At 68.1% G+C, this 14,021-nt stretch carries 14 protein-coding genes and 1 pseudogene; 9 read left to right on the top strand and 6 right to left on the bottom strand.

Translation table 11 applies throughout. From position 1 onward, the window contains the following. Window positions 1–131 precede the first annotated feature (131 nt). Window positions 132–1,079, top strand: coding sequence for a DUF4097 family beta strand repeat-containing protein (locus OG386_RS16475; RefSeq protein WP_328788790.1), 948 nt, complete (start codon window positions 132–134; stop codon window positions 1,077–1,079). A 1-nt stretch (window position 1,080) separates the two neighbouring features. Beyond that, window positions 1,081–1,971, top strand: coding sequence for a PadR family transcriptional regulator (locus OG386_RS16470; RefSeq protein WP_328788789.1), 891 nt, complete (start codon window positions 1,081–1,083; stop codon window positions 1,969–1,971). Window positions 1,972–2,086: 115 nt separating this feature from the next. On the opposite strand, the gene OG386_RS16465 is transcribed toward OG386_RS16470, so the two are convergent. The 4 genes from OG386_RS16465 to OG386_RS16450 form a co-directional block, all read right to left on the bottom strand. Further along, window positions 2,087–2,659, bottom strand: a complete 573-nt coding sequence (locus OG386_RS16465) for a Clp protease N-terminal domain-containing protein (RefSeq protein WP_328788788.1) — start codon at window positions 2,657–2,659, stop codon at window positions 2,087–2,089. Beyond that, entirely contained in the window at window positions 2,659–2,868 is a 210-nt protein-coding gene (locus OG386_RS16460) for a helix-turn-helix domain-containing protein (protein ID WP_030013034.1), read from the bottom strand. Before OG386_RS16460 ends, OG386_RS16465 begins: the two co-directional genes overlap by 1 nt. Window positions 2,869–2,925: 57 nt before the next feature. Continuing rightward, on the bottom strand, window positions 2,926–3,888 hold the full coding sequence (locus OG386_RS16455) for a zinc-binding dehydrogenase (RefSeq protein WP_328788787.1): 963 nt from the start codon (window positions 3,886–3,888) through the stop codon (window positions 2,926–2,928). A gap of 177 nt (window positions 3,889–4,065) precedes the next feature. Further along, entirely contained in the window at window positions 4,066–5,268 is a 1,203-nt protein-coding gene (locus tag OG386_RS16450) for an NAD(P)-dependent malic enzyme (protein ID WP_384827995.1), read from the bottom strand. A 526-nt stretch (window positions 5,269–5,794) separates the two neighbouring features. Here OG386_RS16450 and OG386_RS16445 point away from each other — a divergent pair. The 3 genes from OG386_RS16445 to OG386_RS16435 are packed head-to-tail and all read left to right on the top strand — an operon-like array spanning window position 5,795 to window position 8,502. After that, the gene (locus OG386_RS16445; protein WP_328788786.1) at window positions 5,795–6,757 is read left to right on the top strand and encodes an ABC transporter substrate-binding protein; all 963 of its coding nucleotides are present in this window, start codon (window positions 5,795–5,797) and stop codon (window positions 6,755–6,757) included. Between the two features lie 39 nt (window positions 6,758–6,796). Next, a complete protein-coding gene (locus tag OG386_RS16440) occupies window positions 6,797–7,738 on the top strand; it encodes an amino acid ABC transporter permease (RefSeq protein ID WP_030009418.1) in 942 nt (313 codons plus the stop codon). Then, a complete protein-coding gene (locus OG386_RS16435; RefSeq protein WP_328788785.1) occupies window positions 7,738–8,502 on the top strand; it encodes an amino acid ABC transporter ATP-binding protein in 765 nt (254 codons plus the stop codon). Before OG386_RS16440 ends, OG386_RS16435 begins: the two co-directional genes overlap by 1 nt. Window positions 8,503–8,616: 114 nt before the next feature. Here the strand turns inward: OG386_RS16435 and OG386_RS16430 are convergent. Beyond that, window positions 8,617–9,024: pseudogene (locus OG386_RS16430) on the bottom strand (SAM-dependent methyltransferase); the annotation flags it as partial. Between the two features lie 44 nt (window positions 9,025–9,068). On the opposite strand from OG386_RS16430, the gene OG386_RS16425 reads away from it, so the two are divergent. The 4 genes from OG386_RS16425 (at window position 9,069) to OG386_RS46940 (ending at window position 12,777) form a co-directional block, all read left to right on the top strand. Further along, the gene (locus tag OG386_RS16425) at window positions 9,069–10,658 is read left to right on the top strand and encodes a recombinase family protein (RefSeq protein WP_328793272.1); all 1,590 of its coding nucleotides are present in this window, start codon (window positions 9,069–9,071) and stop codon (window positions 10,656–10,658) included. A gap of 890 nt (window positions 10,659–11,548) precedes the next feature. Further along, complete coding sequence (locus OG386_RS16420; protein WP_328788784.1) at window positions 11,549–11,785, top strand: hypothetical protein; 237 nt, start codon at window positions 11,549–11,551, stop codon at window positions 11,783–11,785. A gap of 2 nt (window positions 11,786–11,787) precedes the next feature. Further along, on the top strand, window positions 11,788–12,285 hold the full coding sequence (locus OG386_RS16415) for a hypothetical protein (protein WP_328788783.1): 498 nt from the start codon (window positions 11,788–11,790) through the stop codon (window positions 12,283–12,285). A gap of 327 nt (window positions 12,286–12,612) precedes the next feature. Next, the gene (locus OG386_RS46940) at window positions 12,613–12,777 is read left to right on the top strand and encodes an HNH endonuclease (RefSeq protein ID WP_443053173.1); all 165 of its coding nucleotides are present in this window, start codon (window positions 12,613–12,615) and stop codon (window positions 12,775–12,777) included. An 89-nt stretch (window positions 12,778–12,866) separates the two neighbouring features. Here the strand turns inward: OG386_RS46940 and OG386_RS16410 are convergent, their stop codons facing one another. Further along, complete coding sequence (locus OG386_RS16410) at window positions 12,867–13,217, bottom strand: hypothetical protein (RefSeq protein WP_328788782.1); 351 nt, start codon at window positions 13,215–13,217, stop codon at window positions 12,867–12,869. Window positions 13,218–14,021 lie beyond the last annotated feature (804 nt).

The following is a 14,021-nucleotide window of genomic DNA, read 5'->3' as shown; positions in this document are numbered from 1 at the left end:
AAACACCCCGAACCATGGGGTTTCGGAAGGGCGCTTGACTTCGTTCATCCGCGATATATCGTGTTACTGGAAGACGCGATATGTTGCGTGCGTCGAGCCCGGTCCGTGAACGCACGAGGAGGATCAGCACCATGGCAGAGCAGTCGCCCGAGTCGTCGCCGTCGCCGTCGACATGGCACTTCGACGAACCGCAGAAGCTCACCTTCGAGGAGCCGGTGACCGAGCTCCGCGTCCGCCTCGTGAGCGGCACGGTGAACGTGGTCGCCGCCGAGGAGGGCCCGGCCCGCCTGGAGGTGACCGAGGTGGACGGACCGCCGCTGTACGTCGTGCAGGACGGCGGCACGCTCACCGTGTCCTACGAGGACCTGCCCTGGAACGGCTCCCAGGGCCTCAAGCAGTGGTTCGAGACCAAGCCCTGGAAGGCCTGGGCCGGGTCCGCCTCCGGCCGCAAGGCTTGGGAGCGCAGCGTCGCGATCACCCTCACCGTGCCCGCCACCACCCAGGTCCACGTGGCCGCGGTCGGCGCAGCCGTCTTCGTCTCCGGCATCTCCGGCGGCACCGATGTCAACGGGGTCTCCGGTGACGCCACGCTGGTCGGGCTGTCCGGCCGGGTCAAGGCGCACACCGTCTCCGGCAGCGTCGAGGCCCAGTCCGTCTCCGGCGAGTTCGGCTTCCACTCGGTCTCCGGCGGCCTGACGGTGGTCGACGGCTCCGGCGGCAACGTGCGGGCGGACTCGGTCAGCGGCGACATGCTCATCGACCTGGCCGCGGACCCCGCCGACCCGAAGCCGGTGGACATCTTCCTCAACTCCGTCTCCGGGCAGGTCGCGATCCGCCTCCCGCACCCCGCGGACGCCAAGGTCGAGGCCAACACCGCCACCGGTCGCGTCTCCAACGCCTTCGAGGACCTGCGGGTCTCCGGCCAGATGGGCGCCAAGCGAATCACCGGAACCCTCGGCTCCGGCGCCGGCACCCTGCGGGCGACCACGGTCTCCGGCTCGATCGCGCTGCTGCGCCGCCCGCAGGGCGACGCGGACCGTCCCGCCGCCCCCCTCGCGCTCGACAAGAAGGTGCTCTGACATGCCGCCCGTCTTCGCCCACGGCCGACTCCGCCTGTACCTCCTCAAGCTGCTGGACGAGGCCCCGCGCCACGGGTACGAGGTGATCCGCCTGCTGGAGGAGCGCTTCCAGGGCCTGTACGCGCCCTCCGCGGGCACCGTGTACCCGCGGCTGGCGAAGCTGGAGGCCGAGGGCCTGGTCACGCACGCCACCGAGGGCGGGCGCAAGGTGTACTCGATCACCGATGCCGGCCGGGCCGAACTGGCCGACCGCGGCGGCGAACTGGCCGACCTGGAGCTGGAGATCCGCGACTCGGTCACCGAGCTCGCCGCCGAGATCCGAGACGACGTCCGCGGCGCGGCGGGAGACCTGCGCCGCGAGATGCGGGCCGCGGCGTCGGCGTCGGCGACCCAGGTCGAGGACGAGTCCTGGAAGGCCGCCAAGGAGGACCTGCGCAAGGCGCGGCAGGAGTGGAAGGAACAGGCGCGCCGGGCGAAGGACGAGAGCCGCCGCGCCCGCGAGGAGGCGCAGCAGGCCCGCCGTCAGGCCAAGGAGGCCCAGGAGCGGGCCCGCGAGGAGGTCCAGCGCATCGCGGGCCAGCTCCAGGAGCAGTTCGCCAAGTCCGGCGGCGTCCTGGGCAGCCTGGCCGGAGCCTGGCTCGGCGGTACGCAGGCCGCGTCCTCGGCGGGGGACGCGGCGGCCCATGCGGCGGCGGACGGGGACTGGGCCGCCGACCTGGTGCCCACCGGCGACCCGGCCCGAGACCTGGACCGGCTGCTGGACCGGTTCCGCGACGAGGTCCGCGATGCTGCGCGGGACCGCGGGGTGACCGCGGCCCAGGTGGCCGAGGCCCGCGGGCACCTGAAGGCGGCCTGCGGCCGGCTGGGAACCACGTTCGGGGCCAGGTCGTAGCCCGCCCGCGGCACTGCTGCCGGGGCGCCGCCCCGGACCCCGCGCCTCCATCGCCGGCGGGGCTGAAAGTGCGGGGCTCCGCCCCTCGAACTCCCCCCAGCTACCGCCGGGGCGGTCAGGCTGCCAGGGTGGTTTCGGCCGTGCCGTAGGTGACGCCGTGGTCCGACAGGACCTCGGAGACGGTGCCCGGGCGGGAGATCAGGGCCAGCAGCAGGTGCAGGGTGCCGATGTGGTTGTCCTTGCGGCCCAGCGCGATGCGCAGCGACTGCTCCAGCACCTTCTTCGCGCCCTCGGTGAAGGGGACCCGGTAGCTGCCCGCGCGGTCGTCCGCGTCCTCGCGCCCCAGGGCGGAGCGGATCGAGGCGCCCAGGGTCCGCCTGCGGGGCGCGGGGGCCGCGAGGGCGCCCTGGCCGTGGGTCTCCTCGATGCGGGAGACGATCTCGGTGAGGTCGATGCCGAGTCCGGCCAGCGCCTCCTCGTCCGCCCTGGACATGCCGCCCCGGCGGCGGGCCGCCGCGAGGTCGGCGGCAACGGCCGCGCGGTCCACGCCGAGCGGGTCCAGGGCGCCCAGGGCCAGCAGGGAGAGCAGCAGGTGCTCCTCGGTGACGGTGGGGGCCCCGGTCTGCCGGGCCTCGGTCGCCGCCCCGGTCACGGTCGACCGGGCGTCGCGGGTGAAGCATTCGAACATCAGAGCCTCCCGTACTTCTTGTGCACGGCCTGCCGGCTGACGCCCAGCTCGGCCGCGATCTCCTGCCAGGACCACCCCTGCGCGCGGGCGCTGCGTACCTGTACGGCCTCCAGCTGCTCCAGCAGCCTCCGGAGGGCGGCCACGGCACGCAGGCCCACGCGCGGGTCACGGTCACCGGCCCGCTCGGCGAGATCAGTGGCTTCGGTCATGGATGTCAATGTAGGTTGACGCGGGAGGCTCGTCAACCCCAGTTGACGCCGAGTTGGTCAGGGGGTGAGGACGATCTTGCCGAAGAGGTCGCCCGCCGCGAGCTTCTCGAATCCCTCCCGCGCCCGGTCCAGCGGCAGCACCTCGTCGATGACCGGCCGCAGCCCGGTGGTCGCACAGAAGGCGAGGAGGTCCTCCAACTCGTCCTTCGAGCCCATCGTGGAGCCGACCACCTTCAGCTCCAAGAAGAAGATCCGGGTCAGCTCGGCGTGCGCGGGCCGGTCGCCGCTCGTTGCGCCGGAGATCACCAGGGTTCCGCCCGGACGCAGGGACTTCACCGAGTGCGACCAGGTGGCGGCGCCCACCGTCTCGATCACCGCGTCCACCCGTTGCGGCAGCCGTGCGCCCGGCTCGAACGCCTCGACCGCGCCCAGCTCCACGGCCCGCTTGCGCTTGGCCTCGTCCCGGCTCGTGGCGAACACCCGCAGGCCGGCCGCCTTGCCGAGGGCGATCGCGGCGGTCGCGACGCCGCCGCCGGCCCCCTGCACCAGGACGGAGTCCCCGGGGCGGACCCCGGCGTTGGTGAACAGCATCCGGTACGCCGTCAGCCAGGCCGTCGGAAGGCAGGCGGCCTCCTCGAAGGAGAGCTCGGCGGGCTTGCGCAGCACGTTCCAGGCGGGGACGGTCACCTGCTCGGCGAAGGTCCCCTGGTAGCGCTCGGTCAGGATCGAGCGGGGCTCGTCCGGGCCGACCCCGTGGCCGCTCTGGCCGATCACGGAGTGCAGGACGACCTCGTTGCCGTCCTGGTCGATCCCGGCGGCGTCGCAGCCGAGGATCATCGGGAGTCTTTCCTCGCCGAGGCCGACCCCGCGCAGCGACCACAGGTCGTGGTGGTTGAGGGAGGCGGCCTTGACGTTCACGGTCACCCAGCCGGGCTTGGCCTCGGGGGCCGGGCGGTCGCCCAGCACGAGGCCGTTCAGCGGCTGGTCACGGTCGATTCGGGCGGCGTAGGCAGCGAACATGCGGCGACGCTACCGCTCAGTAGGGCCTGGTTCCAGACCTCCCGCCACCGCACGGGTGAGGCCTTCGTCGCACCCGGCCCGGTCCCGGGCGGGCGCCGCGCGGAAAAGCAGAGGCCCGGCCGGAGGTGATCCGGTCGGGCCTCTTGGCGTACTGCTCAGGTCCGGTCAGGTCCGGTCTCAGACGAGACGGGCCACACCGTCGGCCTTGGCCGCGGCGGCCACGGCCGTGGCGACCGCCTCGGCCACGCGCTCGTCGAACGGCGACGGGATCACGTAGTCGGCGGCGAGCTCGTCACCCACGACACCGGCGATGGCATCGGCGGCGGCGATCTTCATGCCCTCGGTGATCCGCGTGGCGCGCACCTTGAAGGCACCCGCGAAGATGCCCGGGAACGCCAGCACGTTGTTGATCTGGTTCGGGAAGTCCGAACGGCCCGTGGCCACGACCGCCGCGTACTTGTGCGCGACGTCCGGGTGGACCTCCGGGTTCGGGTTGGCCATGGCGAAGACGAACGCGTCCTTCGCCATGGTGGCCACCGCCTCCTCGGCGACGGAGCCGCCGGAGACGCCGATGAAGACGTCCGCGCCGTTCAGCGCGGTCTCCAGGGAGCCCGTCTGGCCGGTCTTGTTGGTCAGGCCCGCGATCTCCGCCTTGACGTCCGTCAGGTCCGAGCGGTCCGCGGACACGACGCCCTTGCGGTCGGTGACGCAGACGTCGCCGATGCCCGCGTCCACCAGGATCTTGGCGATGGCGATGCCCGCCGCGCCCGCGCCCGAGATCACGGCGCGCAGGTCGCCGAGGGTGCGACCCGTGAGCTTGGCGGCGTTGCGCAGCGCGGCCAGCGTCACGATGGCCGTGCCGTGCTGGTCGTCGTGGAAGATCGGGATGTCCAGCGCCTCCTGGAGGCGGCGCTCGATCTCGAAGCAGCGGGGCGCCGAGATGTCCTCCAGGTTGACCCCGCCGAAGGACGGGGCCAGACGGATGACCGTCTCGACGATCTCGTCCGTGTCCTTGGTGGCGAGCGCGATCGGAACCGCGTCCACACCACCGAACTGCTTGAAGAGGATGGCCTTGCCCTCCATCACGGGGAGGGAGGCTTCCGGGCCGATGTCACCGAGGCCGAGCACGGCCGTACCGTCGGTGACGACGGCGACCACGTTGGACTTCCAGGTGTACTCGTTCACCAGCTCCGGCTGCTCGGCGATGGCGGTGCACACCTTCGCCACGCCCGGCGTGTACGCCAGGGACAGGTCGTCCTTGTCGTTCACCGGAACCGTGGCCTGGATGGCCATCTTGCCGCCCCGGTGCAGCGCGAACACCGCATCGGGGTTGTTGTCCGTCGCGCTGTCGCTGCGAGGGTTGACGATCTCCGCTGCCACTTCGTGTGACCCCTTAATTCCTTTTGTTCGTTGAGGGTGGCCACTCCTGGTTAAGGGGTGGGCGGGCACCGCGTCCGTACTCCGCGTCAACGGTTGGCCCGTCTCCGCGAAGGGGAGGTTCGTACGCGCGGGCGCGCCGCACGCGCGCCCTGAGCCCCGGATGAGGGGTGTAAGGATCTGTTCTACCCGAAGAACGCTCGCCCAGACGAGTCGATTCCCGCTCAACTGTAGGTCCCCTGCCCGGCTTTTGGCGAAAAGTCCAAACCTTGCCGTCCAGTGGGCGAGACGCCCCGTAGAAACTGCGGCAAAAACAGCAGGTCACAGCAGTATCTGCGGCCTCGAACCCCGTTCTCCGCAGTCCTGTTGGGCTACCCGGGGCGCCCGTTATGCGATTTTGACCTGACGGGCACCCTGAATGTCTCAGTCCGAATGGCAAGATGCCGTAATCACACAAGGTCGCGACACTCGATGGTGCGTGTCCGACCGTTTTTCGTTGCTTTTCCACCAGCGCCGGAGGAACCAAGCCATGACCGCTAGCACCACCCGTCGTACGACCGCTGCACGGTCCCGGATCGCCGCGGTCGGCGCGATCGCGGTCGCGGGAACCCTGATCCTCACCGGCTGTGGTGACCAGACCGACAAGGCCTCCAGCACCCCGTCGGGCGCGACGAACAACAGCAGCGCCCCGCTCTTCTCCAAGCTCCCGAAGAAGATTCAGGACGCCGGTGTCATCAAGGTCGGCACGGACGCCACCTACGCGCCGATGGAGTTCACCGAGGGCGGCAAGATCGTCGGCGTCGACCCCGATGTCGCAGCGGCCATGGCGAAGCAGCTCGGCGTGCAGTTCAAGTTCGAGTCCGGCACCTTCGACACGCTGATCGGCAGCATGCAGACGGGCCGCAGCGACCTGGTCATGTCTTCGCTCACCGACACCAAGGCCCGTCAGGAGGGCCTGGACGACAAGGGCGCCAAGACCGGTGCCGGTGTCGACTTCGTCGACTACTTCTCCTCCTCGACCGGCATCCTGGTCAAGAAGGGCAACCCCCAGGGCATCAAGACCCTCGACGACCTGTGCGGCAAGACGGTCGCCGTGCAGCGCGGCACCACGTACGAGGAGTCGGCCAAGACCCAGGCCGAGAAGTGCAAGACGGACGGCAAGGGCGAGCTCAAGATCGAGTCCTTCCCGACCGACGCCGAGGCCCAGACCCGCGTGAAGGCCGGCGGCGCCGCCGCCGACCTGAACGACTCCCCGGTCGCCGCGTACATCGCGCAGACCGCGGGCGGCGGCAACGACTTCGAGGCCATCGCCAACCCGACCGACGCCGGTCTCTTCGGCATCGCGGTGGACAAGAAGAACACCCAGCTGCGCGACGCGCTCAAGGAAGCCCTTGACGCGGTCATCAAGGACGGCACCTACAAGGCCGCCCTGGACAAGTGGAACGCGGGCTCCGGCGCCGTGACCGAGGCCAAGATCAACGCCGGTTCCTGATCTCCGCGTACCACCGCAGCACACTGAAGGGCAGTCACTGTGACTGACAAGCTCGACAAGGTCCCGGGCCCGGCGGACAACCCGCCGGCCGGGGCCGTCCCCCCCGAGGCCATCAAGGCCATCCCGGTGCGCCACTACGGCCGCTGGATCAGCGCCGTGGTCGTCATCGGCCTGGTCGTAGCGCTCGCCGTCGCCTTCTCGCAGGGCAACGTGCGCTGGGCGACCGTGCCGGAGAAGCTGTTCGACCCGACGATCCTGCGCGGTGTCGTCAACACGGTCTGGATCAGCATCACCTCGATGGCCCTGGGCCTGGTCCTCGGCATCCTCTTCGCCGTCATGCGGCTCTCGAAGAACCCGGTGACCAGCACCATCGCCTGGTTCTACATCTGGCTGTTCCGCGGCACCCCGGTGTACGTGCAGCTGCTGATCTGGTTCAACCTCGCCCTGATCTTCCCGATCCTGAACCTCGGGTTCTACAAGGACGAGATGACCCAGGTCATGACCCCCTTCCTGGCCGCCCTGCTGGGCCTCGGCCTGAACGAGGGCGCGTACATGGCGGAGATCGTCCGGGCCGGCATCCAGTCGGTCGACGAGGGCCAGACCGAGGCCTCGCACGCGCTCGGCATGACCCGCACCCAGACGATGCGCCGCGTCGTGCTGCCGCAGGCCATGCGCGTGATCGTGCCGCCGTCGGGCAACGAGTTCATCAACATGCTCAAGACGTCCTCGCTCGTGGTCGCCGTGCAGTACTTCGACCTGCTGCGCGCCGCCCAGGACATCGCCTCGACCTCGTTCGCGGTGATGGAGATGTTCTTCGTCGCCTCGATCTGGTACCTCGCTCTGACCAGCGTGTTCAGCGTCGGCCAGTACTACCTGGAGCGCCGCTACGCCCGTGGTGCGCTCCGCTCGCTGCCGCCGACACCGCTGCAGAAGATCAAGGCGAAACTGTCCAGCTTCTCGAACCGCAAGGCGGTGGCCTGATGACGACTGCCATGGTGAAGGCCGAGGGCGTCCACAAGTCCTACGGTGCGGCGCACATCCTCAAGGGCATCGACCTGGAGGTCGCCCCGCGTGAGGTCTTCTGTCTGGTCGGCCCGTCCGGCTCGGGCAAGTCGACCTTCCTGCGGTGCATCAACCACCTGGAGCAGATCAACGCGGGACGGCTGTACGTCGACGGGGACCTCGTCGGCTACCGCCAGAAGGGCGACAAGCTCTACGAGCTGAAGGACAGCGAGGTCGCGGCGCAGCGCCGGGACATCGGCATGGTCTTCCAGCGCTTCAACCTCTTCCCGCACATGACGGCCATCGAGAACGTGATGGAAGCCCCGGTCATGGTCAAGGGCGAGTCCAAGGCGGTGGCGCGCGAGCGCGCCATCAAGCTCCTGGACCGCGTCGGTCTCGGTGACAAGGGCGGGAACTACCCCACCCAGCTCTCCGGCGGCCAGCAGCAGCGCGTGGCGATCGCCCGCGCGCTGGCCATGGAGCCGAAGCTGATGCTCTTCGACGAGCCCACCTCGGCGCTCGACCCGGAGCTGGTCGGTGACGTCCTCGACGTCATGCGGGACCTGGCCGAATCGGGCATGACCATGATCGTGGTCACGCACGAGATGGGCTTCGCCCGCGAGGTCGGCGACAACCTCGTCTTCATGGACGGTGGCGTGGTCGTCGAGTCGGGCCACCCCCGCGAGGTCCTGGGCAACCCCCAGCACGACCGCACGAAGGCGTTCCTCTCCAAGGTGCTGTAGCTCCGAGGTGCGATTACTCCGAGATGCTGTGACTTTGAGGTGCAGCGGCCTGCACCCGAGGACGGACGAGGGGCGGTACGGGATCCCGTACCGCCCCTCAGCCATTTCGGGTCCCTACTTCAGACCTAGGACCAGCGCGTCCGAGGGGGAGCGCCAGACCGTACGGGCCTCCGCGAAGCCCGCGGCGCGCAGGGTCTCGGCGTGCCAGGCCTCGGAGGGGGTGTCGCCGTCCGCGTGCTCCCCGTAGATCTCGAAGCGCTGCTTGACCTGCTCGGCCAGTGCCGGTTCGGCACCCGCCAGTGCCCACCACTCGCGCCAGTCCACCGCCCCGGCCGTCTTGGCCCGGTCCATGCCGGCGTGCCGGTGGGCGTGCTCGGCGGCGTCGATGCGCGGGGTGGTCGGGTCGGGCATGTGGTCGGCGTTCATGAACACCCCGCCCGGGGCCAGGAGCGGTGCGAGCTGCCCGTACAGGACGGCCAGATCCGCGCTCGGCAGCCAGTGCAGGGCGGTGGCCGTCAGGAGATCCCGCAAAACGCACATGCGTGCGGGAGGAGAGATCAAGCAAGATGAACCGCATGATCACGAGTGAGTACGACGGGTGCGGAAAGTGCCTGGTGGGGGTACGTCGCCTCTCTCGCCTGAAGGACTCTACGAACAGCCCTGAGAAGCAGTTGGACCAGGTGCTCAGCGCCGTTGCGTCAGTGGGCGGACACGTCATCGCATGGGCCGACGACTGGGAGGTCTCGGGCGCCACTGACCCGATGGCGCGCCCGCAGCTCGGCCCCTGGCTCCGGGACGAGATGGGTCCGTACGACGGGATCGCCGGCTCGGCCGTGGACCGGATCGGTCGCAACCAGCGGGACGTACTGAACACCGCCTACGCGGTGCACGAGGCGGGGCGGCTGCTGATCACGCACGGCCACGCGGGCCCGTGGAACTTGGACGACCCCAACGACGAGATGCGTCTCTCCATGGAGTCTTTCGGAGCTCAGATGGAGCTGCGGGCCATCCAGAAGCGGAACCGGGACGAGACCAAGCGCGCCCGCGCGGCGGGGCAGCCCAAGCAGAAGCACCGGTACGGGTACCAATTCGTCCGGCTGCACCCCATGGCCAAAGTCGATCACGTCGAGCTTGACCCCGTGGCCGCGCTGATCATCCGAGACGTGGCGCAGCGCATCCTTGCCGACGAGACAGGCATGGTGACCGTCCACACGGAGGCTGTCCGGCTCAACCGCGCGGGGGTGCTGTCTCCGGCCGATCACCGATCGGTCATGTACGGGCGGCAGCCCAAGGGGACGCTGTGGAATCCGAAGGCGATCAAGCGGATGCTGACCAGCGAGGCGTCGTTGGGGTACCTGATGCACGACGAGCGTCCGGTGGTCGGCGCGGATGGTCACGCCGTGCGCATCGCTCCGCCGCTGTGGGACCACGCGACCCGAGACGCCCTGATCGCGAAGACCGCTCCGAAGTGGACGGGTACACGTGCCCCGAAGGGTGAGCACCTGCTGTCCGGGCTGACGTTCTGCGGCACCTGTGGTCATCGCCTCTGGGTGGCGTCCCGCCACAAGCAGAACAACGCCTACGGCTGCTCGGCACGTGTGCGGGGCATCCCGGCCTCGGCACACTGCAAGCCCGCACCGACCATGTCCATCCCGATCCTGGATGAGCTGGTCACGGAGTGGTTCCTCGTCCGGTACGGATCTCACGATGTCCGGCGCAAGGAGTTCGACCCCGGTACCGGGTACGCCGCACGAATCGCCGAGATCGAGGCCGACCGCATGCGGCTCCGAGGGGACCGTCAGGCGGGCCTGTACGAGTCGGAAGCGGACACGGAGTGGTTCCGGACCGAGTACGCCCGGATGACGCGGGAGATCGCCGAACTGAAGCAGCTTCCAGAGCGCCCTGCTGGCATGCGCTGGATGTCGGTCGGCCGCACGGTGGAACAGGACTGGCTGTCCGCTCCTGACGATGCGACACGGCGCGAGATTCTCGCGGAGTTCGACGTGCGCATAGAGCTTCACCCCGGCCACTCCAAGCGCCGATTTCGTGCAACGGCGCTGGACCCGGAGGAGCAGGCAGCCAATCGCAAGGCGGCACAAGAGCATGCAGAACAGACTGCGTTGGCCGAGCTGGAGGACGATAACGCCAGCGCCTGACGGCCTGTAAGCGTCAAGACAGCCCCGGTAGTCCCTCGGACCGCCGGGGCTTTTTCGTGCCCGCAGGCAGACATACAGGGCCCCGCTCGCCCTGCCCCCGGCTGCCCCTCGGGCTTGGGGGCGACTGCCCTACAGCGGAGCGGTTGGTGTTGGGGTGTTGAGTTCAACCATTTTTTTAGAACACATAGAAAAAATAAGAAGGAAGAGAACCGGCGCCTCCCTCAGCACCTCATCACCCTTCTTGAGCGCAGGAAACCTTCGCCCTCCACTGTGGGGAGAGAGCGAACGGTCCGCCTGCCCGCGAGGCACAGCGGGCTGTACGCGTGACGATGTGACGCACAAGGGCTCTTCCCTATGTTCTCTCTATTTTTATAAGCGATATCTAGGAACACCCTCTGTGCGTCACATCGTCACACCCTCGGTCCGGCGGGAATCCCTCCCTCCCCACAACTAGTAGGGAGACGGTGAGCCCGGTAGCGCTGATGCACCGCGAGACCACGGGAATCCGCCCGTCCCCACGACAAGTAGGGAGAGCGGGACTACTGCGCACCCCACCGCAGAGGGTGGCGCAGGAGTCGTGAGGCAGTGCGTGCGGGACATTTGAGCCGGCGGTCACAGCGGGCGGCCCCAGGGTGACGCAGGTGACGTTCAGACCCCCTTTTCTCTTTTTCCTCTTACATGTCTAGGGAAAACAGAAACAGCCTCTTGAACGTCACCTGCGTCACCCGGGCGAACGTCCCTCCCTACTAATCCCGGAGAGCGCGGGCCTACCGCTGCTCCACCGCAGACCGCATGACGGACCGAGCGTCCAACGACGCCGCTCCCTCCCAGCGCCGTTGCCCCCTGATCAGTCACGGGGCCCTGTGATATCCGAAAGAAGCGGAGTGATCGTGTACGAAAACAGCAACTGGTACAACTCAGTTGATCGAAAGACCCTCAAGGAGCAGCGCCGCGCCGATGCGTGGAAGTGGAATGAAGCGATGGAGCAGGCCGTGTCCCTCCGCTCCTCAAATCCGGAAGCGTACGACCGCATGGGGCCGCTGATCCGCATCAGCCTTGGCCACTACGAGAACGACAAGAAGATTGCCGCGCAGTACGGGCGCGACGTGAACAAGGGTGGTAACTAACCATGTCTGCTGAGATCGAGAAGGCCGCTGCACAGGTCGCCAAGCTGCGCGCCCAGGCAGAAAAGGTATCGGGGCCGCTCGCCGACGCTGAAACCCTGTTGCAGGCGGCAGAGAAGGCCGAGATCGCGCGACGTGCCGAGCGTGCGATGGACTACAGCCGCGAGGTGGTTGCCACCTGGCGGGGCCGGGCTGATACTGCTGCCAACTCAGGCGATGCCGCCCGGGAACGGTTCTTCGATGCGTTGAGTGATGAGCCCTGGTTCGCCGCCTATGTGGAATACCGGTCGGCCCGGCACAAGCGTGGCCACGTTCTGACCGAAGCGCAGCGCGCGCAGTCGGCATTGGGTGAAGTGTCCACTATTCCGGATCAGCGCTGGTATGAAGCAGGCCTGCTGGAAGACATCGTGTCGCATGCTGACAGGAAGGCCCTGGCACTGGCTGCCGAGTTCGACAGTGAGTTGAGCGCCAAGCGCGAGGCTTACATTTCAGGCCAGGGCTGACCGTGGTCGTTGACGCTCTCGATCCGGGGCCGGAGGGGAACTATCCCTATTTCCCTCGCGATGCGATGGGACGGCCAGTCTGGTCCGATTCTCCAACGGGTCTTCCCGTAGTGAACGGTGGGGCGCCCATGCCGCGTGGAATTCAGCATATGAAGGACCCTGGGCATCCCAGCCGGCTGGTGACTGTTGATGTGACTCCCCGGCATTCAAACGGGGAGCCGATCAACCCGCCCGTGATATCTCGATTGGCAGGCGGTGTGACGTAAGTCGGACAGTGCTGCCGCTCGGCTGCGCCGGATCATCCGCAAGGCAGGCCGTTGGAAGTGTGTGCGCTGTGGTCGGCATGTGCTTGCGTCGGCCATCGACGTGGACCACATAGAGCCGCTCGCGCTCGGAGGGACGGACACGGACGGGAACGTTCAACCGCTCTGCCGTCCGTGCCATCGGCTCAAGACGCGCGAGGACTTCGGGGCTGTGGGTCCGCCGTTCTAGTGCCGTGAGGCGTACTCGTGTCCGCAGCACCACGGCACGAGCAGTGATCAGGCTGAACCGTGGTGCTGCCGCCGTCGTTTCGAGGACTACTACCCGTCGAGGCTGAGTCCGTCGAGGTTCCCTACGCTGAGGCTGAGTCCCTCGATCTCTTCGACGTACACACCCGGAGTTGCGAGGCCCCTTGTCCCCATCTGCGGTGGGGCGCTCGTGACATAGGTAGTGACCGTATTACCAGCGCCGTCTACGACCGTCAGGCCAGCAGGAACCGCAGTCCCTCCGTTGACGACCAGCATAGGTACGCCATCCACGTAGCGCAGGCTCAGCGTGCCGAGATCCTCGGGCTTGGTCTCTCCGGCCGGGATGATCGTCAGTCCACCTTCTTGCGGCGGGATGATCGTCAGTCCGCTGTCTTCCGGCGGGGTCTGCTGAGTGTCGGACATGGGTGTTCCCCTCTGTAGTCGGGCCCTCACGGGTCGCGCGTGATCTTGGCACGTCAACCACGCCTAAGGCCAGTCCCCTTGACTGGAGGTGATCCCCCATGCCCAGACGACCCCGCCCCCCTTGCTCGGTACCCGGGTGCCCCGAGCTGACCGCCGGTGGTGGCCGCTGTGTTGAGCATGAGCGCGAGGCCAATGCGGACCGTGCTTCACGTGGTGGCGCTGTCTATGACACGCGTTGGCAGCGCATGCGCAGGGCCTACCTGTACAAGCATCCGTGGTGCGTGCTGTGTGGCCGTCTGGCCAACGTGGCGGACCACTTCCCCTTGTCCCGACGCGAGTTGATCGCACGGGGCGACGCGAACCCTGACGCTGCGGGTCATCTTCGTCCGCTGTGCGTCTCGTGCCACAACCGAGAGACAGCACGCAATCAACCGGGTGGGTTCGCTGCTGAGGCTCGTTCACGGCGCGAATCGCGCGAGGCTCCGCCCTTCTGACCAGGGGGAGGGGGTCAACCCCTCTCCTTCCCGAGCGGCAGGGAGGCAAAAAACTCGCATGGCTGATTAGACCGCTTTCGCGGAGGTGACTTAGCGTGGCAATTCCCGAGCGCAAACCAAATTCTGACCCGAGTGTCTAGCACAAAGACCAGCCACACCACGGAGCCCCCGTGCTCGTCTCCCTTCGCAGGGTGACGGGTGCGGGGGCTTTCTTCGTCTCCTCGGTGATGCGAATAATCGAGAATCACCCCGGACAGGGGCCCCTTCGGATCATCATGCTTGCGCTGTTGTGTCCGACGACGAGGGGAAC

It is taken from the genome of Streptomyces sp. NBC_00273 (assembly GCF_036178145.1).
Classification (GTDB): Bacteria; Actinomycetota; Actinomycetes; order Streptomycetales; family Streptomycetaceae; genus Streptomyces.
Note: the sequence above shows the minus strand (reverse complement) of the source record. Positions and strands in the feature narration are given on the sequence as shown.

Bases quoted from the DNA above. Each gene is read 5' to 3' on its own strand.
- OG386_RS16475 (WP_328788790.1), top strand. From the start codon at position 132: ATGGCAGAGCAGTCGCCCGAGTCGTCGCCGTCGCCGTCGACATGGCAC.
- OG386_RS16470 (WP_328788789.1), top strand. From the start codon at position 1,081: ATGCCGCCCGTCTTCGCCCACGGCCGACTCCGCCTGTACCTCCTCAAG.
- OG386_RS16465 (WP_328788788.1), bottom strand. From the start codon at position 2,659: ATGTTCGAATGCTTCACCCGCGACGCCCGGTCGACCGTGACCGGGGCG.
- OG386_RS16460 (WP_030013034.1), bottom strand. From the start codon at position 2,868: ATGACCGAAGCCACTGATCTCGCCGAGCGGGCCGGTGACCGTGACCCG.
- OG386_RS16455 (WP_328788787.1), bottom strand. From the start codon at position 3,888: ATGTTCGCTGCCTACGCCGCCCGAATCGACCGTGACCAGCCGCTGAAC.
- OG386_RS16445 (WP_328788786.1), top strand. From the start codon at position 5,795: ATGACCGCTAGCACCACCCGTCGTACGACCGCTGCACGGTCCCGGATC.
- OG386_RS16435 (WP_328788785.1), top strand. From the start codon at position 7,738: ATGACGACTGCCATGGTGAAGGCCGAGGGCGTCCACAAGTCCTACGGT.
- OG386_RS16425 (WP_328793272.1), top strand. From the start codon at position 9,069: ATGAACCGCATGATCACGAGTGAGTACGACGGGTGCGGAAAGTGCCTG.
- OG386_RS16415 (WP_328788783.1), top strand. From the start codon at position 11,788: ATGTCTGCTGAGATCGAGAAGGCCGCTGCACAGGTCGCCAAGCTGCGC.
- OG386_RS16410 (WP_328788782.1), bottom strand. From the start codon at position 13,217: ATGTCCGACACTCAGCAGACCCCGCCGGAAGACAGCGGACTGACGATC.